Here is a 22,924-nt window from a genome sequence, read left to right on the forward strand (position 1 = left end):
AAGGGGGTCAGTCCTCCTCCCCCTCCGGGTGATCCATCCCGAGTTCATTAATCTTGCGGGTCAAGGTATTCCGTCCCCAGCCTAGCAGGATGGAGGCATCACGCCGGCGCCCGCCGGTGTGCTTCAATGCGGTCTCGATCATGATGCGTTCAAACTCCGGCACGGCGGTATCCAGAATGCCTTTGTGGCCGCGTTTGAGCTCCTGTTCCGACCAGTTGCGCAGGCCTTCCTGCCAGGTCTGGCCGGTGGCCGGCGCTTCGGCCTGCTGCATCAGCTCGGGCGGCAGGTCATCGATGTGAACCTCGCGGCCACTGGCCATCACCGTCAGCCAGCGACAGGTGTTCTCAAGCTGGCGGACGTTGCCGGGCCAGGGCAGGGTGGTGAGGTATTCCTCGGCTTCCGGGCGCAGTATTTTGGTTTCCACGGCCAGTTCCCGGGCAGCCCGCTTGAGGAAATGTTCCATTAACCGCGGGATGTCCTCGCGGCGCTCCGCGAGTTTTGGCAGGTGCACCCGGATAACATTCAGGCGATGGAACAAATCTTCCCGAAAGGTGCCCGCCTGGACGAGCTTTTCCAGGTCCTGGTGTGTAGCCGCGATGATGCGGACGTCCACTTTGATAGGCGTGGTGCCGCCCACCCGATAGAACTCCCCATCCGCAAGCACCCGCAATAACCGTGTTTGGGTGTCGGCGGGCATATCACCGATCTCGTCGAGGAACAGGGTGCCTCCGTTGGATTGCTCGAAGCGACCCTGCCTGGCGGCAGCCGCGCCGGTGAAGGCGCCTTTCTCATGGCCAAACAGCTCGGACTCAATCAGGTCCTTTGGAATCGCGGCCATGTTGAGTGCGATAAAAGGGTGGCTGGCCCGGGGGCTGTGGTTGTGAAGGGCCTGGGCAACCAGTTCCTTACCGGTACCACTTTCGCCATTGATCAGTACGGTGATGTTGGAGTGGGACAATCGGCCGATGGCCCTGAACACCTCCTGCATCGCAGGCGCTTCACCAATGATTTCGGCATTTCTCTGTGCGCTTTCAGCTTGCGGCTCCGAGGTGGCCCGGCGTTCGTGGCTGTGAGCAACGGCCCGCTTCACCAGTGCGACGGCATCATCCACGTCAAACGGTTTTGGAAGGTACTCGAAGGCGCCCGTCTGGTAGCTGGTCACCGCGCTTTCCAGGTCGGAATGGGCGGTCATGATGATCACCGGCAGATCCGGGTGTGAGTCAACAATCTGTGAGAGCAAGGTGATGCCGTCGACGCCGGGCATACGGATGTCGCTGATGATGGCATCGGGCTGTTCGTGCTCCAGCCTCATCATGATGCTTTCGCCACTTTCAAACACCCGGGGCTGCATACCGGCCTGGTTCAGGGCGCGCTCCAGCACCCAACGTATACTGCGATCGTCGTCAATTATCCAGACGTTTGCCGGTTGGCTCATTGGTTTTCCTCCAGAGGCAGGAAGATGATGAAGTCGGTTTTTCCGGGCTCGCTCTCGCATTCAACAAGCCCGTGATGTTGCCCGATGATGCTTTGGGTGATGGACAGGCCGAGGCCTGTGCCGCTGGCTCGCCCACTGATCATCGGGTAGAAAACGTTTTGCAACAGATCCGGTGGTATGCCCGGGCCGTTATCAATCACATCCACGCGGCACACCAGGCGATGGCGTTTGTGGCCGATGGTGAACTGTCGCAATGCGCGTGTGCGGAAGGTGATCGTCGGCTGTTCGTCGCCGGTCATCTCCGCCTGGTTCTCGAACGCGGCTTCCATGGCGTTGCGGGCGATGTTAAGGAAAGCCTGAATCAGCTGTTCCTTGTCGCCCTGGAACTCAGGCAGGCTGGGATCGTAATCTCTTCGGAAGTTCAGGCGGCCGCGGCTCTCAGCTTCCAAAAGGGTTTTGACGCGCTCCAGAACCTCATGAATATTGGTGGACGCCATTTTTGGGGCTTTGTTCGGGCCGAGCATGCGGTCCACCAGGGTTCGCAGGCGGTCCGCTTCTGCAATGATCACCTGGGTGTATTCTTTCTGGTCTTCGTTGTGCAGCTCGCGGTCCAGCAACTGGGCGGCCCCGCGAATACCTCCAAGAGGGTTTTTGATTTCATGGGCCATGCCCCGGACCAGTATCCGGGTGGTTTCCTGCTGGGAGATGATGTCTTCTTCCCGGCTGATCCGTAGCAAGCGGTCCCTGGGCTGGATTTCGATCAACAGTTCCGTTGGCTCAAGGCTTATGGGGGACACGGAATAATCAACCGTTAGCCGCAATCCGCTTGTCAGTATGAACTCCGCTTCGCGTCTGGTGTACGACTGGCCATTCTCGGCTGCCGCATACAGTGTTTGCAGGGCATCTTCAGAGTCGATCAGGATGTCGTTGATCGGGGCTCCCTTACTTCTGGTTACGCTGGTTTCAAACAGACTTTCGGCCGCCGGATTCAGGTACTGGACCCGCAACCCGTCACTCAGCACCAGTACGGCTGTGGTCAGGCTGTCCAGTATGCTTTTGTATCCGGCCGGTATTGCCATTCGTTTGTCCCTTTTGATGGGCCTTGCGGGTTGCTAAGGCAGTTTTGCAAAAAACGAACCACATTGGCTGTTCGTGGCTATGACAGTGCGCATTTAGCGGGCATGCGGGTTACAGGCCTGTGAACACGGCGTGGTGTAGTGCAGAAATATCATTGCGTAAAGCCTGCCCGCGGATATCCGCCCTGGGAATGGTCAGAGTATGGCTTTTTTATGGTGCGATCGCACTAAAATGGTGCAATCAAGAATGGCGTGGTGGTTCGCTAACCGCTACAGGTCTGCGTTTGTATGGCGCCCCGGCTCGAAGCGGTCGGGGCCCCGGAAGGGTGCATCAGTTGTTGACGCTGGGCCGGTGGATGGTGAAGGTAATGGTTTCGCCGCTCTTGACGGTAACACCGTTGCTGTCGACGATATTGACGCCTGCATCGTGGGTGCCGCGAAACACATTGCGCACCATCACTGTCCCGGAAGCGCTCTGGCCAACCGGTTGGCCGTCGAGTGTCACTTCGTACTTGTGGCTGCCCCGAAGGCCAGGTGAACTGGTCACGCGGAATTCCACGTCGCCGCTGCCACTGTGGAAGGCCTGGTCATCGCCCGGCGCGAGGAAACGGACGCTGTCGTAGACGGAGCCTTCCTGTTGCACTTTTTCCCGCAACCGCTCTGGCTCACGAACCGCTTCGAGTTTTGGCAGGGTGACCGTGGTGACCGGTTTCACTTTGATCTCCTCAGCAGGCGTGCCTTCCGAGGGTTCGTCGGTATAGGTAACGTTGCCCTGAGCATCCACCTGGCGATAGACCTCGGCGGAAACCGGAAACGCCGCGAGAGCGACAATGCCTGAGAGTAGTGCGAACCGTGCATTCATAGAGACAACCTGTTTGATTGTTTTATCCGATTATCAGCGCCAGTCATGAGTATTTCAACGCCATTACCCGGTAGCTTGGTTACATTCCGTTAAGGCTGGCCGAAATGTGCGGTCGTACACGAAAAAGCCCCGCACGAGGCGGGGCTTTTCTGGGTTGCTGATCCTTACGAACGGATTAGCAGGAGTAGTAGAGCTGGAACTCGACCGGATGTGTGGTCATGTTCAGTTTCTCAACTTCACCGCGCTTCAGATCGATGTAGCCGGCAATCATGTCCTCGGTGAACACGCCGCCGCGGGTCAGGAATTCATGATCTTCAGCCAGGCAATCCAGAGCTTCGGACAGGGTTTCAGCAACCTTCGGAATGTTCAGCGCTTCTTCCTTCGGCAGGTCGTACAGATCCTTGTCCATGGCATCGCCCGGGTGGATCTTGTTCTGGATACCATCCAGGCCGGCCATCATCAATGCAGCGAACGCCAGGTACGGGTTGGCCGCCGGGTCAGGGAAACGCACTTCGATACGACGTGCTTTCGGGCTGTTCACGTATGGAATACGGATGGAGGCCGAACGGTTACGGGCGGAGTAGGCCAGCATAACCGGTGCTTCGTAGCCCGGAACCAGACGCTTGTAGCTATTGGTTGCAGGGTTGGTAAAGGCGTTGATGGCCTTGGCGTGCTTGACGACACCACCGATATAGTAAAGCGCTGCTTCGCTCAGGCCGGCATAGCTGTCACCTGCGAACAGGTTCTTGCCGTCTTTGCTCAGGGACATGTGTACGTGCATGCCGGAGCCGTTATCACCAACCACAGGCTTGGGCATGAAGGTGGCGGTTTTACCGTAGGCGTGGGCCACGTTGTGTACGCAGTACTTGAGAATCTGCACTTCGTCAGCCTTGCGGGTCAGGGTGTTGGCGCCAACGCCGATTTCACACTGGCCAGCGGTGCCGACTTCGTGGTGATGAACCTCAATTTCCAGGCCCATGGATTCCATAGCGGCACACATGGCGCCACGCAGGTCGTGCAGGCTATCCACTGGCGGAACCGGAAAGTAACCACCTTTAACACCCGGGCGGTGACCGATGTTGTTGCGATCGAAGTCTTCGCCGGATACCCAGGCGGCTTCTTCAGAGTGGATGTGGTAGGAAGCGCCCTGCATATCCACATTCCATTTAACAGAATCGAAAACAAAGAACTCAGGCTCTGGACCAAACAGGGCACCGTCAGCGATGCCGGTGGACTTGAGGTACTCTTCCGCACGGCGGGCAACGGAGCGTGGGTCACGCTCATAGCCCTGCATGGTGGAAGGCTCTACGATGTCACAGGTAATGTTCAGTGTGGTTTCTTCGGTGAACGGGTCCAGCACGGAGGTGCTGTCGTCCGGCATCAGAATCATGTCGGATTCATTGATGCCTTTCCAGCCGGAGATTGAAGAGCCGTCGAACATCTTGCCGTCGCTGAAAAAGTCCTCGTCCACCTCGGTGGCCGGCAGCGTTACGTGTTGTTCTTTGCCACGGCTGTCAGTGAATCTCAGGTCGATCCATTTGACTTCGTGTTCCTTGATCAGATCAATCGTCTTGGACATTGTGCATGCTCCGTCTGTTATCCCGCCGTGCGGGCGATTTCTGTGTACATTGTTGCCGGATCGTTCAGCAGTGCTGACTCCCGATCTTTCTTTCAGGTAGGGCAGCTTAACAAAAGCTGTTGCGAGTTACCTGCAAATTCGGCTGCTTAAGGTTTAGCAATAGCCTTGCCAGTTTTTGATGCATGCGCCACAAGTGCGCAATACCAAGGCGTTCGGGCTGTTTTGGAGCGATATGTGCTGATTGGGTGGCCCTATCGCTCTTTCGTGGTGCGTTAAAACGGTGCGATAGCTGAAATAATGCACCAAAATGATGCGGTTGGGTTGTTGCTTCGATAAGCGTTTTTCTTCATATAAACGCAAGTGAGTTTGCTATATACTGCGCGCCACTTCATTTTTGCCTCAGGTATTCAGCACAGACGCTGAGTTTCTTCAGGGGGTATTCGGGCTTCCCGGCCCGACAAATGAAATTCATTTTACGGATTTGAGACGGCATGTAAGGGGCTTTGCGCCTACTGAAGACCTCTCAGGTCATTCAGTGCATGCTGCAGGATTATAGTTGTGATTGATAAACTTCGTAATATCGCCATCATCGCCCACGTTGACCATGGCAAGACCACACTGGTTGACCAGCTTCTTCGCCAGTCCGGCACTCTGGATCGCAAAGAGCTCGAAAACGAGCGTGTCATGGACTCCAATGACCAGGAAAAAGAACGTGGTATTACCATTCTGGCCAAGAACACGGCGCTGAAGTGGCACGACTACGACATCAATATCGTGGACACCCCGGGTCACGCCGATTTCGGGGGTGAAGTCGAGCGTGTCATGAGTATGGTCGATTGCGTGTTGCTCGTGGTTGACTCTATTGATGGCCCGATGCCACAAACCCGGTTTGTCACCCAGAAAGCGTTTGATGCGGGCCTGCACCCGATTGTCGTCGTGAACAAGATTGACCGCCCTGGAGCTCGCCCGGACTGGGTAGTGGATCAGGTGTTCGACTTGTTCGACAACCTTGGCGCCAGCGATGAGCAACTGGATTTTCCGATTGTCTACGCCAGTGCCCTGAACGGCATTGCCGGAATGGATCACGAAAAGCTGGACGACAACATGGACGCGGTTTTCCAGGCCATCGTTGATCACGTACCTGCACCCAACGTCGACCGGGATGGTCCGTTCCAGATGCAGATTTCCCAGCTGGACTACAACAGCTTCCTGGGCGTTATTGGCATCGGCCGCATTATGCGCGGCAAAATTAAAACCAACTCTCCGGTTACGGCCATTGGTGCCAACGGCAAAAAGCGCCAGGGCCGTATTCTCAAGATCATGGGCCATTCCGGGCTGCAGCGTGTTGAAGTCGACGAAGCGCAGGCGGGCGACATTATTTGCGTCAGCGGCATGGATGAGCTGTACATCTCTGACACCTTGTGTGACCAGGCCAATGTTGAAGCCTTGCCGCCGTTGACGGTGGATGAGCCGACGGTTTCCATGACGTTCCAGGTCAACGACTCACCGTTTTGTGGCAAGGAAGGTAAGTTTGTCACCAGCCGCAACATCAAAGAGCGTTTGGAAAAAGAGCTGCTGCACAACGTTGCTCTGCGAGTTGAAGAAGGTGAGTCGGCAGATAAGTTCAAGGTATCCGGCCGTGGCGAGCTGCACCTCTCAGTGTTGATCGAAAACATGCGTCGCGAGAACTTTGAGCTCGCCGTGGGTCGTCCGGAAGTGGTTATCCGTGAGATCGATGGTGTTAAACAGGAGCCGTACGAAAACGTCATCATCGACATCGAAGAGCAGCACCAGGGTGCGCTTATGGATCAGATGGGGCTCCGCAAGGGTGAAATGACCAACATGGTGCCGGACGGAAAGGGCCGTATGCGTCTTGAGTATACGATTCCGGCGCGCGGGCTGATCGGTTTCCGTAACGCCTTCCTGACCATGACCTCCGGTTCGGGTATTCTGACTTCAACCTTCAGCCATTACGGCCCTATTAAGAGCGGTGATGTGACCAGTCGTCAGAACGGTGTGCTGGTGTCAATGGCAACTGGTGCCGCGCTGACTTATTCGCTGGAAACACTGCAGAGCCGGGGCAAGTTGTTCCTGGATCCCGGCCAGGAAGTGTACGAAGGTCAGTTGTGTGGTATTCACAGTCGTGACAACGATCTGGTGATTAACCCCACCAAGGGGAAGAAGCTGGACAATATGCGTGCGTCCGGCAAGGACGAGGTCATCGGCCTGGTGCCGCCGATCAAGCATACCCTTGAGCAGGCTCTGGAGTTCATCGATGAAGATGAATTGGTGGAAGTGACGCCCAAGTCGATCCGCCTGCGCAAGAAGCTTCTGACCGAGAATGAGCGTAAGCGCGCTCATAAGAAGTAATCTTCAGTACGTGATATTAAGGGGCGGTGCCAATGTGGCCCGCCCCTTTTTCGTTGTCTTCAGCTAAACTCCGGTTAAATCCTTTGTCCGGAGCGCCTCATGCTCACCCTGTTCCCTGATATCAAGCCCAACGCCCAGCATCGCATTGCGGTTGATCCGCCCCATGAACTGTATGTTGAAGAAAGCGGCAATCCGAATGGTATTCCCGTTCTGGTTGTCCATGGCGGGCCCGGCGGCGGATGTGAGGACTATCACCGCCGTTTTTTCGACGCCGAGCGCTACCGGGTTATTCTTATGGATCAGCGGGGCGCCGGCCGTTCGAGCCCGCTGGCCGAGTTTTCAGGAAACACCACGCAAAAACTGGTGGACGATATGGAAACGGTGCGGGCCTTTCTTGGGGTAGACCGATGGATACTGTTTGGCGGTAGTTGGGGATCTACATTGAGCCTGGTGTATGCCCAGTCGCACCCGGACAGGGTGCTTGGCCTGGTGCTGAGGGGGATTTTTCTTTGCCGGCCCAGAGATATCCACTGGTTCTACCAGGAAGGTGCGAGCCGCGTATTCCCTGATTACTGGCGCGATTTCCTGGCACCCATTCCTGAGGATGAACGTGGCGATCTCGTGACGGCCTACTACCGTCGCCTGACGAGCAGCAACGAACTGGAGCAGATACAGGCCGCCAAGGCGTGGTCCATCTGGGAGGGGCGGTGTGCAACCCTGCATCCGAACCCTCGTGTGGTTGAGCACTTCGGGCACCCCCATGTGGCTATTGCCCTGGCACGAATCGAATGCCATTACTTCATGAATAATGCGTTTCTGGACGATAATCAGATCGTACGTGACGCGGCGTTACTCAAAGATATTCCAGGCATCATTGTCCATGGCCGTTACGACATGGTGTGCCCGCTGGACAATGCTCTGGCTTTGAGCCAGGCCTGGCCAGAAGCCGACTTGAGGATCATACGGGACGCAGGACACTCAGCGTCCGAGCCCGCCATCATTGATGCCCTGATGCGTGGGGTCGATGAGGTCGCCGCGAAGCTTGAAGGTAGGGATACGTAAAGTCACATGAAGAAGGTTGCGGCGAGCCTGGTGCGTGGATAAACTTCGTTCCGAATTTTGAGTCCTTGTGCAGGGAGCTTGATGAAAGGGCTGATACAGCGGGTTACCCACGCCAGCGTCACCGTCGACAATGAGGTCATCTCCGAGATTGGTTCGGGGCTGTTGTTGTTGCTCGGAGTTGAGAAGTCAGACGACTCCAGCACGGTGCGGGAACTGTGTCGAAAACTACTCGCCTACCGGGTATTTCCCGACGACCAGGGACGGATGAATCGCAGCCTGCTCGATACGGGCGGCTCCCTCCTCGTTGTTCCCCAGTTTACGCTTGCTGCTGATACCCGGTCCGGGTCTCGCCCGGGATTTTCGGTGGCTGCGCGTCCGGAATCCGCCGAAGCCCTGTTTCATGAATTCGTGGCGTCGTGTGAGTCGCGGTTGGGCGCAGATCGGGTTGGGCAGGGGCAGTTCGGTGCGGACATGAAGGTGGCCTTGGTAAACGATGGGCCGGTCACGTTTCTTCTGGAGGTGTCGGGTGTGCCAGGGCGGGGTTGAGGTGTCGCCCTATTGCGAGGCATTGCAACGGTGGTTGTTCTTTTCTGGTGCAGCAGTAGCCAGCAGGCTGGGTTCCTAGTTCGCCCGTGAAGCGGTTTTTGGCCATTAATTTTCTGATTTTAAACAAATTAATGGTTTCTGGCCCCGGATTTGAAGAGAAAGTTTCGCGAAAGCAGATGACAGTTCATGGCATAAATAGTTTCCCTTTTAAGCTTAATTGAGCTAAAAAGTCTCGATTAAAAATTTGCAAATTCGACATCATTGTATTAAAACAGGTTCATCACTCAGTGCTTTAAAAAAGCAATGTAAGTGACTGAGCTGTAAAGAGCCTGATGAGCTCTTTACCGACAAGAAGAAAAATGAATTGTTATGGCCTTGTCACAAAACTGACATGGTTAATAAACAGAATAGGGCTCAACCAGCCCGACTGGTGAAGTCTAAAGAGCGGGAAACTAACCCGACGCTAAAACCTGAGTTAACTCAAAAGGAAGACGCAACATGAAAAAAACGCTCCTCGCATCTGCAATCGCCGCAGCGACCTTCTCTGGTTCCGCGCTGGCTATGGAGAGTGCTTCTGAACTGGCAGCCCGTATGGACTCCATGCCGGAAGTTTACGGCAACATCCAATACGTTGCATATCACGAAGACTACAAAGATATCTACAATGGTGTGGAGCACGCTGATAACGGTTCCACGATTGGTGTAAAGCACGACCATGAAATCGCTCCGGGCATCACTGGCTTCTTCAAGTTGGAACTTGAAGGTCTGGCCGCTGACGATAAGGATCGCGAGAGCGGTCTGGAAGACGTTGATGAGGCTTACATCGGTGTGAAAGGCGACAGCTTCGGCCAGGTATGGGTTGGTTCTGACGACTCCACATACGAAAGCGCTATCGACAAGATTGCCAACTTCTACGAGTTTGCTGCCTATAACTTCGGTGGCGGTTACGAAACTGGCGAAGGAGACCTGGTTCAGTACATGACTCCGTCTTTCGGTGGTCTGACCCTGGGCGCGGCTGTACAGATCAATGGCGATCTTGATGACGCTAGCCTGTCTGATAAAGGTAGCGACAAATCTTATCCCTACCAGTTGGCTGCCACCTACGCTGTTGACAACGTAGAGCTGGCTGTCGCCATGGATTCCAACGACGGTGCTGGTGGTCCGAACAACGAGAACACCTACGGCCTGCGTGCCACTGTTGGCCTGGACGCCCTGAGCCTGACTGGTCAGTTCCAGACTCGTAAAGACGTTGGCAATCGCTACGGCGTTCACGCTGTATACGCCGTTGGTCCGAACCAGTTCGCCGCGACTTATGAGCTCGACGTAGCTGATGATTCAGACGACACCGAGCGTAGCACCATTACTCTGCAGGCGTTGCACAACCTGTCTGATCACATGTACGTGTACGTTGAAGGCTACCTCGGCGGCGGCGATGACGACGTTTATGGCGTTGACACCGATGGCGATGACGTCAACGATGCCTTTACAGATGAGCGCACCGCGCTGGCCATTGGCGGTGTTTACTACTTCTGATCAGCTAATCAGCTAATCTATTAAGTAGTCGAAAACCGGCAGCCTTCGGGCTGCCGGTTTTTTTATGTATGCTGAAATCAGAATTCACACGGCAGGAGGGCGGATGGCTCAGGAACTGGAAATCAAACTCAGCGTGGCGCAGCCTGATCTGGACCGAGCCGTTGACTGGCTTTTGGGTCAGCCAAACACTTATGAGTCCGGGACCCTACAGTTGGGAAACACCTACTACGACACGCCCGACGGGGATCTCAACCGCCAGAAGATTGCCCTGCGAATCCGGAAGTTGGGTGACAGGCACATCCAGACCCTGAAAACCCGCGGTGAGTTCGTTGATGGTGCTCATCGTCGCCAGGAGTGGGAGTGGCCGCTGATCGGTACCACGCTCAATATGGGGCTCATCGCGGACACCCCTGTGGGGCAGAGCGTGAACCTTGCCAAACTGCAACCGGTGTTTGAGACCAACTTTCAGCGTCGTGTGGTCATGATCGAGCAAGGGGAAAGCCTGGTTGAGGTGGCCATTGATTCCGGGGAAATCGTGGCGGGTGGGCAGTCCCGCCCGCTCAGTGAAGTTGAATTTGAGCTTAAGGCTGGAGATGCCTCGTTGTTACTAGCGTGGGCGCGACGTCTGGCGGATGAAGTGCCGGTGTTTCTGAACCTTGTCAGCAAGGCGGAGCAAGGGTACTACCTCGCGGGGCTCTATCAACCGGTTCCGAAAGCAGAGCGGGATGCCGAGTTGTCGGTGAATGAGTTTCTCTCGCTCCTCAGCGTGTCATGGCTCATCGGGCAGCCCGCTCCCGTGAAGGAAGACGATTTTCGAGCGATAGCTCGGATGGCTCGCGAGCGCGGCGCCGAGGAGTTTTGCCAGTGTGTGTTCCGTATGCTGGCAGAGGGGAGGTCCATCGGCGATATGACAACCAGCAAGGAACTCGGCCAGCTGCAACTGGCCATCGCAGCGGCATAGCTTATGGCTGATCGGCCGCTTTGGGGACGTTGCTATCCTCTTGAGTGGCCTGTTTTTGCAGGTTGTGCCATTTGTTAATGAAATCGCGATAATGGGACAAGGCTTCTTTCACCACTTCCACTTCCGGGGTCTCACTGGACTTCACCAGAACGATCAGGCCCTTACCTTCAATTTCCTTGTCGGTGGGCGGGTGGCAAACGACTTCGTTGTTGTCGTCAATATAGGCGAGTGCGGTGCCGATGCCATGCCGAATCAGCGCGCTGACGATATCCGCCCAGTTCAGGTCGTCCAGTTCAATTTCGTAGCGGTGGGGGTGGTCGTGTTGATAATTGAACAAGTCCTCAAGGACTTTCTCTGACCCCGGTGCGATGACCGAGCGCACCATGATCTCCGGATAGGTTCTAACCGGTCGGATAACGGTGCGGACACCCACAGAAGTAAAGCGATCCCGATTTTCATCCCGTACGCACTCCACCGTGACTTTCTGGCCAAGGTTGGACTCACTCAGCCTGTGGGCGATATCGAAAGTCAGGCTGTCGGAGGTTGGGTCGGATTCGTCGGCGGCCAGCACGATAATATGTCGGGCCGCACCCGCGTGCACCGCCTTGAGAGCTTCCGGATCGCTGCCGGAGCCATGGAAGTGAACCAGTCCGTTGTCTGCCAGTTCGGGCGGAAGCCCGTTCGGAAACTGGCTGGTCAGTATGATGATGGGAACGGTTTCATAGCCGGGTACGGCCCGCATCTGGGAGGCAAAGCGGGAAAAATACTGTTCCCCACCCGTCTGCGGTGTGTTGATGATAACGATGTGGTCTTTCATGGCGTATATCCAACGTCCGGTTAAAATGCGTTCCCGGCGGTAGAACCGGTATTCGATGTAATCACTGACGATAAGTGTCAGCAGCGTGATGGCGGCAATGAACATCAGGAAAACGGTGCTGAGCCGTCCGATGATGGTTTGCGGCGCAAAATCACCGTAGCCCACGGTAACCAGCGTTGTCATGGTCATCCACGCAGACTCGAAGAGTGTGAGGTCCTCGGCCGCCCAAATGATCACCACCTGGGTGATCAACAGCCCGCCAAGAATGGTAAAAAGCCGCTTGATGCGTGACCGGATAATGCCAGACATGGGCAAGTGAGAAAGCTGGTGTTCCGGGTTCAGCGGACGGCGATTCCTCTGCATCGGTTTCCTTACAACGGTTCAGTCGGGGGAGCGTTCGTTATACAGTACGGGAAATATAACAGAGACACAGGGGTTTGCATTATGTCCGAGCCGTGGCGCTCCTTACCGAAGAGTCTGGCAGATGAGGTTGGTGGTGCCTGGTCTTCGGTGTTTCCCGAGGGAGTGCCCAGCTTTTTGGGCGCTCAGGGTGGTGTGTCCGATGAGGATGTAGCCCAGGCCGTCGCGCGCAGCCTGTTTGTCAGGCGCACCCTTGAGCGCCATCCGGAGCAGGTCGCGGCGCTATGTCAGTCCCGCCCCCTGGCTGAGCCCACAACCTCGGATTACCTTCATCAGCGCTGGCAGGAGTTTCTTTCAGAAGTGGTTGATGAAGGCAGTCTACAGTCGGCTTTGCGGCGATTCCGGACGGAAATACAGTTCCGGATTATCTGGCGGGATTTGATGCGGTGGGCTGATCTTGCTGAAACCATGGCGGCCACAAGTGATTTCGCCGATACCTGTATCCAGGGTGCCCTGGAATGGTTGTACGAAGACACTTGCGAACAATCTGGAACGCCGTGGGGAGTTAATCCTGCGACGGGTAAGGAAGGCCCGCAACCCCTGATTGTTCTGGGCATGGGGAAGTTGGGAGGGCACGAGCTTAACGTCTCTTCTGATATTGATCTCATCTTCGCGTTCCCGGGGAAGGGCGAAACTCGTGGCGGGCGCCGATCCATTGATAACCAGCAGTTTTTTATCCGCCTGGGTCAGAGGTTGATCCAGGCGCTGGACCAGATCACCGCCGACGGCTTCGTTTTCCGCGTGGATATGCGCCTTCGCCCCTATGGTCAGAGTGGGGCATTGGTGCTGAGTTTCGCTGCGCTGGAGACCTATTACCAGGATCAGGGGCGGGACTGGGAGCGCTATGCCATGGTAAAAGCGCGGGTTGTGGCCGGTGACCAGCAGGCGGGGCAAGTGCTGATGGATAGCCTGAAGCCCTTTGTCTATCGCAAGTATATCGACTTCAGTGCGTTTGAGTCCCTACGTGCCATGAAGTCCATGATCGGCCGGGAAGTGCGCCGTAAAGGCCTGGAAAATAACATCAAGCTCGGCAATGGAGGCATCCGCGAGATTGAGTTCGTGGTACAGGCCTTCCAGTTGATCCGGGGCGGCCGTGATAGGGAATTACAACAGCGGGAGCTGTTGGTAATCCTGAAGGAGCTGGAAGAATTGGAGTTGTTGCCATCACCGGTGGTAAAGGAGCTGAAGGAGGCCTATGTCTTCCTTCGCAATCTTGAGCATGCCCTTCAGGGCATGGAAGACAAACAGACCCAACTGCTGCCGGACGATGGTCTGTCGCAAGCTCGTGTAGCGCTGATCATGGGGTTTGATGATTGGCCAGCCTGCGTTGCGGAACTGGAAAAGCATCGCGAACGGGTGGCCACGCATTTTGCGGATATCATCGCCATCGAAGATGAAGAACACGAGGTGGCGGCGCTTGATGAAGGCTGGCAGGAACTTTGGCTGGGTGAAATGGACGAGGAGGCGGCGACCGCCTGGCTCGATGAACATGGTTTTGAGGACGCCGAAGGCAGCTATGCTGCCCTCAGCGACCTGCGCGAAACCCGCACATTGCAGACGCTGCAGACCCAAGGGCGACAGCGGTTAAACAAGTTCATACCGGTATTGTTGGAAGCGCTTACTCACGTGGAGGGGCCGTCCCAGACGCTGGTGCGGGTTCTTCAACTGGTTGAAGCGATTCTGCGCAGAACCGCCTACATGGTGTTGCTGTTGGAGAATCCGGGAGCCAGGACCCAGCTGGTCCGCCTGTGCAGTGAAAGCCCCTGGATCGCGAGCCAACTGGCGGAAACGCCCTTGCTGCTCGACGAGCTGTTGAACGCAGAGAGCCTGTACAGCCCGCCGGCAAAAACCGAACTTCAGGATGACCTGCGCCAGCAGATGCTGCGGATTCCCTACGAGGATCTCGAGGAGCAGATGGAGACTCTGCGGCACTTCAAGAAAGCCCACATATTGCGGGTGGCCGCCTCGGAAATACGGGAAACCCTGCCATTGATGAAGGTCAGTGACTACCTGACGTGGATTGCCGAAGTGGTGCTGGACCATGTGGTGGACGTGGCGTTCGCTAATCTGGTCAGCCGCCATGGCTACCCACGACGCAAGGATGGCTCAGCCTGTGACACCGATTTTGCCGTCGTTGGCTATGGCAAGTTGGGGGGTATCGAGCTTGGCTACACCTCGGACCTTGACCTGGTCTTTATCCACGATGCCGATCCGGAGCAGTCAACGGATGGTGACAAGCCCATCGACAACGCCGTTTTCTACACCCGGCTCGGGCAGCGAATTGTGCACATTCTCAACACCCAGACGCCGTCCGGCCAGCTCTACGAAGTGGATATGCGCCTGCGACCCTCGGGCAGCTCGGGGCTGTTGGTCAGTACGCTGTCCGCCTTCGAGAAGTACCAGCGTAACGATGCCTGGATCTGGGAGCACCAAGCGCTGGCCCGCGCCCGTGGGGTGGCAGGCTGTCCGGAAACGTTGGAAGCCTTTGAAAAGCTACGTGCAGACATCCTGTGTCAGCAAAGGGATCGGGGAAAGCTGAGGGAAGAAGTGGTCGGCATGCGAGAGAAGATGCGCACCGCCCTGGGCACCCCGCAAATCGAAGGCAAGGTGCCAGAGGTTTTCCATATCAAACACGACTATGGCGGCATTATCGATATCGAGTTCATGGTGCAGTACCTGATGCTGGCCTGTTGTTCCGAGCATCCGGAATTGACGCAGTGGTCTGATAATATTCGCCAGATGGAGGAGCTGGGCCGGGCGGGGGTATTGCCGGTGGAAGACACTGAGAAACTCAGGGAAACATTTATTACCCTGCGCTCTACGATACACCGGCGGGCACTGCAGAACCTGAACAGCCAGGTGGCGGGTGACGCGTTTCCCGAAGAGCGTGATTACATCCAAAGTATGTGGAATCGGGTTATGTTGGGGTGATTGAGAGGTGATGGAGGAGTTATGGAAGAGTGATTGCGCCCCTTCGTAAGCCCGAGTTTTCCTGCTAGAATGCCGGTTTCCCGAATAGAGTGCTTTAGGAGCAGAAACAATGTCGATGGCTGATCGCGATGGCCTGATCTGGCTGGATGGTGAAATGGTTCCCTGGCGGGAAGCCAAAACTCACGTGCTGACCCACACCCTGCACTATGGTCTGGGTTGTTTCGAGGGTGTCCGCGCCTACAGCACTGAAAAGGGTGCTGCGATTTTTCGGCTGGAAGATCACACCAATCGTCTTTTCCGCTCCGCGCATATCCTCAACATGACCATGCCGTTCAGCAAGGACGAGTTGAATGCGGCACAGACCGCCGCCGTGCGGGAGAATAATCTGGACGAAGCCTACCTGCGCCCGATGGTGTTTCTCGGCTCTGAAGGTATGGGGCTGCGTGCCGACAACCTCAAGGTTCATGTGATGGTCGCCGCCTGGAGCTGGCCGTCCTACATGTCACCGGAAGCGAAGGAGTTGGGCATCAAGGTTCGCACCTCTTCCTACACGCGGCATCACGTCAACATCACCATGTGTAAGGCCAAGGCCAACGGTAACTACATCAACTCCATGCTGGCCTTGAATGAAGCCATTGCCAGTGGCTGCGAAGAAGCCCTGTTGCTGGATAATGAAGGCTACGTGGCTGAAGGTTCCGGCGAGAATATCTTCATTATGCGTGATGGCGTGCTCCATACACCGGAACTGACGTCCTGCCTGGAAGGCATCACCCGCCAGACCATCCTGGATTTCGCGAAAGAGCTGAACATTCCGGTGAAAGAGCGCCGTATCACCCGGGATGAGGTCTATATTGCGGATGAAGCCTTCTTTACTGGCACCGCTGCAGAAGTGCTGCCGATCCGTGAGCTGGATGGCCGTTTGATCGGCGCTGGCAAGCGCGGCCCGCTGACCGAGAAGTTGCAGGGTATGTATTTCGATGCTGTGAAGGGCAAGAGTCCTGCGCATTCACACTGGCTGACAGCGGTTAACGGCTAACGCCGTGGTCCACTAACAACACCTGCAGGAAGAGCAAATGGCAGACGTTATCAAAGTGCCGGTCTCCTTCGGCGAAGTGCTGGACAAGATCACCATTCTGGAGATCAAGTCTGAACGCATAGCAGACGCGGAAAAGGTCAAAAATGTTCGGCTCGAGCTGGACGAACTGAGCGCCACCTGGAACGAGGCCGTTCAGGATCAGGCAGCCATCGCAGACCTGCGCAGGCAGCTTAAGGAAGTGAACGAGGCGCTCTGGGAAATCGAAGACGACATTCGTGATCAGGAAGCTGCTCAGGATTTCGGCGCAAAGTTTATTGAACTGGCTCGTGCCGTCTATGTCACCAACGACAAGCGCGCCGCTATCAAGAAGGACGTGAACCTGGCCCTGGGGTCACGATTTGTGGAAGAAAAGTCCTATCAGGATTACACCGCCCGCAAGTAAAGCGGTGCTTTCACTCGCCTGGATTGTCATACCCTCTCCCATCGCGGGAGAGGGTTAAAGAGAAGGCCCGAGAGAGCCGTAGCCCGAGAGAGCCGTAGACAGTGGCGCGGCATCAGTGCTGGGCAACCCACTGATCCAGCATCCCCGTCACGTCCTCCACCGTCACCAGTTCCATCGCCCCCTCGAACTCCGCCTTTGCGCCCCAGCGTGCCTGCTCAACCGTCTTGCCGGTGAACCGCTTCAACGCTTCCGGATATCGATTCACGCACCATTGCAGCGAGTTGTAAGGGCCGGAACGATTGGGATTGCTGGCCGCGAAAATACCCAGCACATCGGTGCCCATTGAGCTGGCAATGTGGGCCGGCCCGGTATCCGGTGCGACGACCAGATCGGCGCGTTCCAACAGAGCGGTGAGCTGTTTCAGTGTATCCTTGCCACAGATGTTGTGCGCTTGTTCCGCCATAGCATTTTCGATGTCTGTGCAAAATTCCGCTTCAAAGGGGGCAGGACTGCCCACCAGGATCACCTTCATGCCGTGAGTGCGGATGGCGTGATCAGCCAGCTGGGCATAGCGCTCGGCAGGCCAGTTGCGAAGGGTGTGGCTGGCACAGGGGCTGATCACGAGGTTCCTGCGGTCTGTTGCGAGGTGCTGCCTGGCGAACTCGCGATCTTCGGAGGCCAATGGAATGACCCATTTTGGTGCGGCGGGCTTCAGGCCAAGTGGCTCCAGGAAACTCGCCAGGCAATCCCGCACGTGCTGTTGCGCTGCCGGAGCAATTTTCCGGTTTATAAACAGGCTGTGAAGGTCTTTGCTACGGGCACGGTCGTACCCCACTTTCACCTTTGCCGGAATCATCGCCGCCGCGAGATTAGCCCTGAAGGCCACCTGCATATGCAGCAAGGCGTCAAATTTTCTGTTTTTCAGGGTGTCATGCAAGTCCGCATAACCTTTTCGACCGGCTTTCTTGTCGAAAACGACAAACTCGACACCGGGCAGGTCGCCAATCAGCTTTGCTTCAATCTTGCCGATTACCCAGGTGATTCTAATGCCGGGCACCTGTTCCTGAAGGCTCAATACCACGGGAATGACATGGGTGACGTCGCCAATGGCGGACAGGCGCAATATACAGATGGAGTTAATCAAGTTACGGTCCGTTTCCAATCTTTCACTGCCGGATGTGGAGCCGGGCGGGGCTCGTTGGTAAACTGAGCGCCATTCTAGCCTACTGGGCTTTTAACGTCTTTACCCGCAAACCTATGGTTTGCCGGGCCGAGGGTAACGATCTTTTGACATTGGCAACGGGCACTCATTCAGATTCCGGAACGTCATTGCTGCTGGTCTCACCGAGGTATGAGGGGGTGGCCGCGTCCTGGTTTTCCCCTGACTTCTGGGAGGGAAGGGCGAAACCGGTCTCCTCTGGTGGACGTGGCGGTGCCTGGTTTGTTGATATGGAGCCGCCGGGTATGGTGCTTCGTCATTACAGACGTGGCGGCATGATGGCCCGTTTCGCGGAAAAGACGTATTTGTTTACCGGCTTTGAACAGACCCGGTCTGTGGCCGAGTTCCGGTTGCTGGGCCAACTTCGCTCGCTGGGTCTGCCGGTGCCGGAAGCCGTTGCTGCCATTGCCTGGAAATACCGGCTTTTCTGGTATCGGGCCGCTATACTGGTAGAGCGGATACCGAATTCCGTCACGTTTTCCGACAGCGATCGCTTAAGCGATGAGTCTCTGTGGGCTCAGTTGGGGCAGGTCATCCGACGCTTTCACGACAACGGCCTCAATCACGTTGATTTGAACTGCGATAACATACTCGTGACGGGGGATCAGCTTTATCTGATCGACTTTGACCGTTGCAAACTGGTCCCAGAGAGCGAAAATGAAACAGATTCAGCATGGAAGCAGCGAAACCTGGAACGACTTCAGCGTTCTGTCAGGAAGCGGTGCCCAGGTTTATCCCCATCCCAGCGGGAAAACCTCTGGCAGCATCTGCTCCAAGCCTATCATCGCCAGCCCTCCCACTAAATTTCCAATCAGGCCCGATTCACGTTAATGACCACCGTCAAACTCGAAGAAGAGCTTCACTCCAATACCCGTAGAACCCGGATTACCTATCGGGGGCTGGTGGATGGCCGGGTGGCGGCGATCAAGTGTTACCGTAAGCCGCTTTTCGGGTTGGTTCATTGGATTCGTGCGTTGCGCCGTGGCAAGAAAATTCGGCGCGTGGGTGGGCCGGTACCGCCTATTGTATTTGCCGGTTGGTTGTCGTCGGAGCGCTGCTTTGGGTATGGCACGGCGTTTCTGGAAGGGTACCGCCCGCTTAGGGCCGTGCTGATGGAGGAGCCATCCCGCTCAAGGCAGAAGGCTATCATTTATCTGCTGGGCCGGACCATGGCCGATGTTCATAAACGGGGTATTGAGCAGCCGGATGGAAATCTGACGAACTTTCTGTTGGGCGGCAGCGATGAGCTCTGCATGGTGGATGAAGACGATATCCGGGTTCATTCCGGCATGCTTTCGGTTGGGGTTGCCATTTCCAACCTAGCTAATGTGGCCGCAAGGTTGCCGGACGAGGGTATGGTTGAAACCCTGTTGACCGCCTACCTTGAGGATGCGTTTGTTGAGCAAGGCTCTGAGTGGGATAGTGGTGCTTTCTGGGCCAGTGTCAAAGGCTGGCGGGCAATGCTGGATGCCAAGCGAGCCAGCCGGAACATTGCGCCTCGTCAGTTTGACTGATGGCGAGTTGGTGTGATCAAGGACAAAACCAAACGCTTTAGTGCACGGATGTCCATTGGGTTTATCTTCAGTAGCGTTTTTAGCGTTGAGCGATATTCCTGAGCTAGACCTGCGTCTTTCTGTCTGCGAGCCAGGAGGTTCAGGTAGCGCGAAGCAAGTTTGGGGTGCTGGGCAATGAAATCGGCGTGCCGATCGGCGACCATTGCATCGCATTTGGCCTGTTTCAAGAGATTGTCATTGGTGCTGAGGCGAGGGCCAGTGTGGATGAAGAAGTCGACGAGGGCCCGGTCGATCGAGCCGCAGCCGCAGCCCTGGCTAAGCATGCGGAAAATGAGCTCGCGATCCTCGGAAACACTGAGTGATTCATCAAATCCGTTGAATTCGCGGATGGTGGTCGTTCTGAATATCATGCCAGTGGTTCGTGTGTAGGCTGCTGCGGCATACGATGACTCAGAGCCCAAATGGTTGCGATGGATCAGGCAGGGGAAGTCTTGTGCCTTGGATGTTTTCCCGTTGGAAACATCGATAACGTTAAGGGATGGCCACGCAAAATCGATGTTGTCGCCGGTGCTCTCCATGAAGTGAAGCATCGCTGCAGCATAGTCTGGGTGAAAAGTGTCATCGTCATCAAGAAATGCTGTATAAGTGCCCTTGGCGAGTGAAACGCCAGTATTCCGGGCTGCCGAGGCGCCTCTTGGTGAAGGGTGGCGATGAACTGAAACCCTGGCGTCAAAGCGGTCGTCAGCAATGGGTGGGCTGCTTCCATCATCGACCACAATTACTTCCAGGTCGCTAGTGGTCTGGGCAATTGCTGATTCGACAGCTTTCTTCAGCATGTCAGGGCGATTGTGAGTCGGGATGACAATGGATAGTTGGGGCATTAGCTTCAATCATTAGCAAGTAGTATAGCGATTGTATCTGAACTTTTGCGTGAATTCAGACAGATATGGATTGTGCAGTGTGGGGGTGGCCGTGGAGTTTGGCCATTGCAATGTAATCCAGGCATTGGAAGTTGTCCTGGTATTTGATGTTGTTAATTCGGAAGGTGGTCAGTTTGTCGGCGTCACGTCCTGTTCCTGATTGGTTGTTGCCTCTTTGGGTGTGCTTCAGTCTTTCATGCGTTTTTAGTCTGCTGATGTGGCAGCAGTCGACTGGGGCGGGGTTGAATATTTTCGATGCTCTCGTCAGCTTGCCATCACTTCTGATTCTGGGCCCTTTGATGATCCGCCGGGGATGGGTTGGCAGGGGATTCTTGATGGCTGCGGCACCACTCGCCGTTTATTTGGCGTTCTCACTTATATCGTTGGTATGGGCCAACTCACCGGATTATTCAAAAACTTTCCGGGCGGCTGGACAGTCCACGGCTATTTTTGTGTTGTTTTCCTACCTGAAGTTGTCTGGAAATACATTATTGCTTAAGCGAGCTCTCTTGTTGGCCTGCACTTGCACTGCCTCTCTCGGGGCATGGCATCTGTTTGCAATGTACGGGATATTGGACATGCCCTGGACGACGACGCTGTACCAAGGTATTGGGGAGCAAAGGCTGGAAGCCCATGGAGTAAAGCCGGCGAATGCGATGTTGGCCACTTTGCTCGTGGCGCCCCAGGCCGCGATGCTCCTTGGGTTGATACTGAGTGAGGAAAACAGAAACCTCCGTTGGGTGGGGGTTCTGGCTCTGGCCATTTTACTTCTATTCTTGGTGGCACTGGAAAGGAGAACGGGGCAAGTAGCTATAATCGTTGCGATCGTCACTTGCATTATTCTTTACAGGAGCCGCGTTTGGTACCTGCTATTTGGCGCCGCCGTACTGTGTGGAACCCTGGTGCTGATTTTCTACCCGGAGTTCATTCTCAGTCGCGGTCTGTCCTGGCGACCAGCAATCTGGATGTCGACGCTTGATTCAATTGGTAGTGCGCCGTTTTTTGGGCATGGTATTACGAACAAGGTCACTCCCGTTGTAGTGTTCGACCATGAGCAAGGTGTTATCCAGCAATTCCGCCACCCGCACAATATGGCGCTTTCGGTTATCTACTTCTTGGGGGTGTTCGGGTTTCTGTTCTGGGTCGCATTATGGCTCCCGGGAGTTCTTGCCAGGATATGGGTTCGCCCGGAGAATCAGCAAGATGGATATATGCTAATCCCGCTGCTGGTGGGTTTGGCTGCATTAATGTTCGATGGCGGTGACCCGCTGTCGCCGTTCCATTTCGACTGGTTCTGTTTCTGGGTACCGGCGATGTTGCTACTTTCAAGCCAGGCCGTGAACGGACAACACCTGGTGGCAGATAAAAACCGGTCGCGATTCCAATGCTTTTTCCCACCCGCTTATGACAAACAGGTTTGAAGCAATGACCAGTATCCCCCGCAAACTTCATTTTATCTGGGTCGGAGATGAGTCATTGCGGCCTGATGCGTATATTGAAACCTGGAGGCGTCAACATCCTGATTACGAGATCCGGATATGGGGCAATCAGGACTGGAAGAAACGCGACTGGATCAACCGTGAACATATGGACCGAATCTCAACGCTGGATAGAGGGTTCGCGGGGGTTGCTGACCTAATGCGCTGGGAAATACTGTTGTCGGAAGGCGGCTTCGCTTTGGATGCAGACTCTGTTTGTTTGCAGCGTCTGCCAGACTGGATTTTCGGTTGTGATCTCTTTGCGCTTTGGGAAAACGAGTATACCCGACCGGGGCTTGTGGCAAACGGCTACGTGGGAGCCAGACCTGGACACGAAGTGATTCGTTCGGTGGTGACGGGCTTGAATGAGATCCGAGATATTACGCGTCGTTTTGTTTGGAAAAAGTTGAGGTACAAGAAGCGTAAAGTCTGGCAGACGACAGGGCCGGTTCCTTTTACTGACGCTATTTTCGCCTCCGGGAACAAAGATATGACCATCCTGCCGAGTCACTTCTTCCTACCGGTCCATCATTCTGGAGATGTCTATACTGGAAGAGGGCCTGTCTACTCCTGTGAGTTTTTTGCAGGCACCAAAGCGACCTATGATGAAATGACGGAATCTGATCCGGAAAAGCTGGTTGTTGAAACAAAAGCACGACTAGCGAATCTGGTGGAAGAGGCTAAGACCAAAGCTCTTGGTGCTGGTGAAGTGCGGTAGCCTGA

20 protein-coding genes are annotated in these 22,924 nt (G+C 55.6%); 13 read left to right on the plus strand and 7 right to left on the minus strand.

Going from position 1 to position 22,924, the window contains the following annotated elements:
- Nucleotides 1-7: 7 nt before the first annotated feature.
- The 4 genes from ntrC to glnA form a co-directional block, all read right to left on the minus strand.
- Complete coding sequence (ntrC, locus tag JJO78_RS18190; RefSeq protein ID WP_041335667.1) at nt 8-1,435, minus strand: nitrogen regulation protein NR(I); 1,428 nt, start codon at nt 1,433-1,435, stop codon at nt 8-10.
- Nucleotides 1,432-2,514, minus strand: coding sequence for a nitrogen regulation protein NR(II) (glnL, locus tag JJO78_RS18195; RefSeq protein WP_036203423.1), 1,083 nt, complete (start codon nt 2,512-2,514; stop codon nt 1,432-1,434). Before glnL ends, ntrC begins: the two co-directional genes overlap by 4 nt.
- Before the next feature lie 328 nt (nt 2,515-2,842).
- Nucleotides 2,843-3,373: a DUF4124 domain-containing protein gene (locus JJO78_RS18200; RefSeq protein WP_036203426.1), complete on the minus strand. Its 531-nt coding sequence runs from the start codon at nt 3,371-3,373 to the stop codon at nt 2,843-2,845.
- 175 nt (nt 3,374-3,548) lie between these two features.
- On the minus strand, nt 3,549-4,952 hold the full coding sequence (glnA, locus tag JJO78_RS18205; RefSeq protein WP_036203429.1) for a glutamate--ammonia ligase: 1,404 nt from the start codon (nt 4,950-4,952) through the stop codon (nt 3,549-3,551).
- Between the two features lie 558 nt (nt 4,953-5,510).
- Between glnA and typA the strand changes: the two genes are divergently transcribed.
- The 5 genes from typA to JJO78_RS18230 all read left to right on the plus strand — a co-directional run bounded on the left by typA (nt 5,511) and on the right by JJO78_RS18230 (nt 11,424).
- Nucleotides 5,511-7,322, plus strand: a complete 1,812-nt coding sequence (gene typA, locus JJO78_RS18210) for a translational GTPase TypA (protein ID WP_036203432.1) — start codon at nt 5,511-5,513, stop codon at nt 7,320-7,322.
- A gap of 99 nt (nt 7,323-7,421) precedes the next feature.
- Nucleotides 7,422-8,384: a prolyl aminopeptidase gene (gene pip / locus JJO78_RS18215; RefSeq protein ID WP_036203435.1), complete on the plus strand. Its 963-nt coding sequence runs from the start codon at nt 7,422-7,424 to the stop codon at nt 8,382-8,384.
- Nucleotides 8,385-8,465: 81 nt separating this feature from the next.
- Nucleotides 8,466-8,930, plus strand: a complete 465-nt coding sequence (dtd, locus tag JJO78_RS18220) for a D-aminoacyl-tRNA deacylase (protein WP_151981466.1) — start codon at nt 8,466-8,468, stop codon at nt 8,928-8,930.
- 498 nt (nt 8,931-9,428) lie between these two features.
- Complete coding sequence (locus tag JJO78_RS18225; protein WP_151981464.1) at nt 9,429-10,463, plus strand: porin; 1,035 nt, start codon at nt 9,429-9,431, stop codon at nt 10,461-10,463.
- A 103-nt stretch (nt 10,464-10,566) separates the two neighbouring features.
- Entirely contained in the window at nt 10,567-11,424 is an 858-nt protein-coding gene (locus JJO78_RS18230; RefSeq protein WP_273624388.1) for a CYTH domain-containing protein, read from the plus strand.
- Nucleotide 11,425: 1 nt separating this feature from the next.
- On the opposite strand, the gene JJO78_RS18235 is transcribed toward JJO78_RS18230, so the two are convergent.
- On the minus strand, nt 11,426-12,604 hold the full coding sequence (locus JJO78_RS18235; protein ID WP_273624389.1) for an ion channel: 1,179 nt from the start codon (nt 12,602-12,604) through the stop codon (nt 11,426-11,428).
- 81 nt (nt 12,605-12,685) lie between these two features.
- On the opposite strand from JJO78_RS18235, the gene glnE reads away from it, so the two are divergent.
- From glnE to JJO78_RS18250, 3 genes are all read left to right on the plus strand, one after another.
- Complete coding sequence (gene glnE, locus JJO78_RS18240) at nt 12,686-15,592, plus strand: bifunctional [glutamate--ammonia ligase]-adenylyl-L-tyrosine phosphorylase/[glutamate--ammonia-ligase] adenylyltransferase (protein ID WP_273624390.1); 2,907 nt, start codon at nt 12,686-12,688, stop codon at nt 15,590-15,592.
- 109 nt (nt 15,593-15,701) lie between these two features.
- Nucleotides 15,702-16,628, plus strand: a complete 927-nt coding sequence (locus tag JJO78_RS18245; RefSeq protein ID WP_041336053.1) for a branched-chain amino acid transaminase — start codon at nt 15,702-15,704, stop codon at nt 16,626-16,628.
- Between the two features lie 37 nt (nt 16,629-16,665).
- Nucleotides 16,666-17,070 carry a DUF6165 family protein gene (locus tag JJO78_RS18250; RefSeq protein WP_036203455.1) on the plus strand — a complete coding sequence of 135 codons (405 nt, stop codon included), beginning with the start codon at nt 16,666-16,668 and terminating at the stop codon, nt 17,068-17,070.
- Between the two features lie 112 nt (nt 17,071-17,182).
- Here the strand turns inward: JJO78_RS18250 and JJO78_RS18255 are convergent, their stop codons facing one another.
- Complete coding sequence (locus JJO78_RS18255; protein ID WP_273624418.1) at nt 17,183-18,211, minus strand: glycosyltransferase family 9 protein; 1,029 nt, start codon at nt 18,209-18,211, stop codon at nt 17,183-17,185.
- A 146-nt stretch (nt 18,212-18,357) separates the two neighbouring features.
- Between JJO78_RS18255 and JJO78_RS18260 the strand changes: the two genes are divergently transcribed.
- Nucleotides 18,358-19,092, plus strand: a complete 735-nt coding sequence (locus tag JJO78_RS18260) for a 3-deoxy-D-manno-octulosonic acid kinase (protein WP_273624391.1) — start codon at nt 18,358-18,360, stop codon at nt 19,090-19,092.
- Between the two features lie 27 nt (nt 19,093-19,119).
- The gene (locus JJO78_RS18265) at nt 19,120-19,803 is read left to right on the plus strand and encodes a hypothetical protein (protein ID WP_151981458.1); all 684 of its coding nucleotides are present in this window, start codon (nt 19,120-19,122) and stop codon (nt 19,801-19,803) included.
- Here JJO78_RS18265 and JJO78_RS18270 read toward each other — a convergent pair.
- A complete protein-coding gene (locus JJO78_RS18270) occupies nt 19,791-20,684 on the minus strand; it encodes a glycosyltransferase family 2 protein (protein WP_126810611.1) in 894 nt (297 codons plus the stop codon). The two genes, JJO78_RS18265 and JJO78_RS18270, sit on opposite strands and share 13 nt — an antisense overlap.
- Nucleotides 20,685-20,940: 256 nt before the next feature.
- Between JJO78_RS18270 and JJO78_RS18275 the strand changes: the two genes are divergently transcribed.
- The 3 genes from JJO78_RS18275 to JJO78_RS18285 all read left to right on the plus strand — a co-directional run bounded on the left by JJO78_RS18275 (nt 20,941) and on the right by JJO78_RS18285 (nt 22,919).
- Nucleotides 20,941-21,222, plus strand: a complete 282-nt coding sequence (locus JJO78_RS18275; RefSeq protein WP_159265575.1) for a hypothetical protein — start codon at nt 20,941-20,943, stop codon at nt 21,220-21,222.
- Between the two features lie 79 nt (nt 21,223-21,301).
- Nucleotides 21,302-22,144 (plus strand): O-antigen ligase family protein, encoded by an 843-nt coding sequence (locus JJO78_RS18280; RefSeq protein ID WP_159265573.1) that lies wholly within the window; start codon nt 21,302-21,304, stop codon nt 22,142-22,144.
- A 4-nt stretch (nt 22,145-22,148) separates the two neighbouring features.
- Entirely contained in the window at nt 22,149-22,919 is a 771-nt protein-coding gene (locus JJO78_RS18285) for a glycosyltransferase family 32 protein (protein ID WP_159265571.1), read from the plus strand.
- The last annotated feature ends 5 nt before the right edge of the window (nt 22,920-22,924 follow it).

Source organism: Marinobacter sp. DS40M6 (assembly GCF_028581595.1).
Lineage (GTDB): Bacteria > Pseudomonadota > Gammaproteobacteria > Pseudomonadales > Oleiphilaceae > Marinobacter > Marinobacter salarius.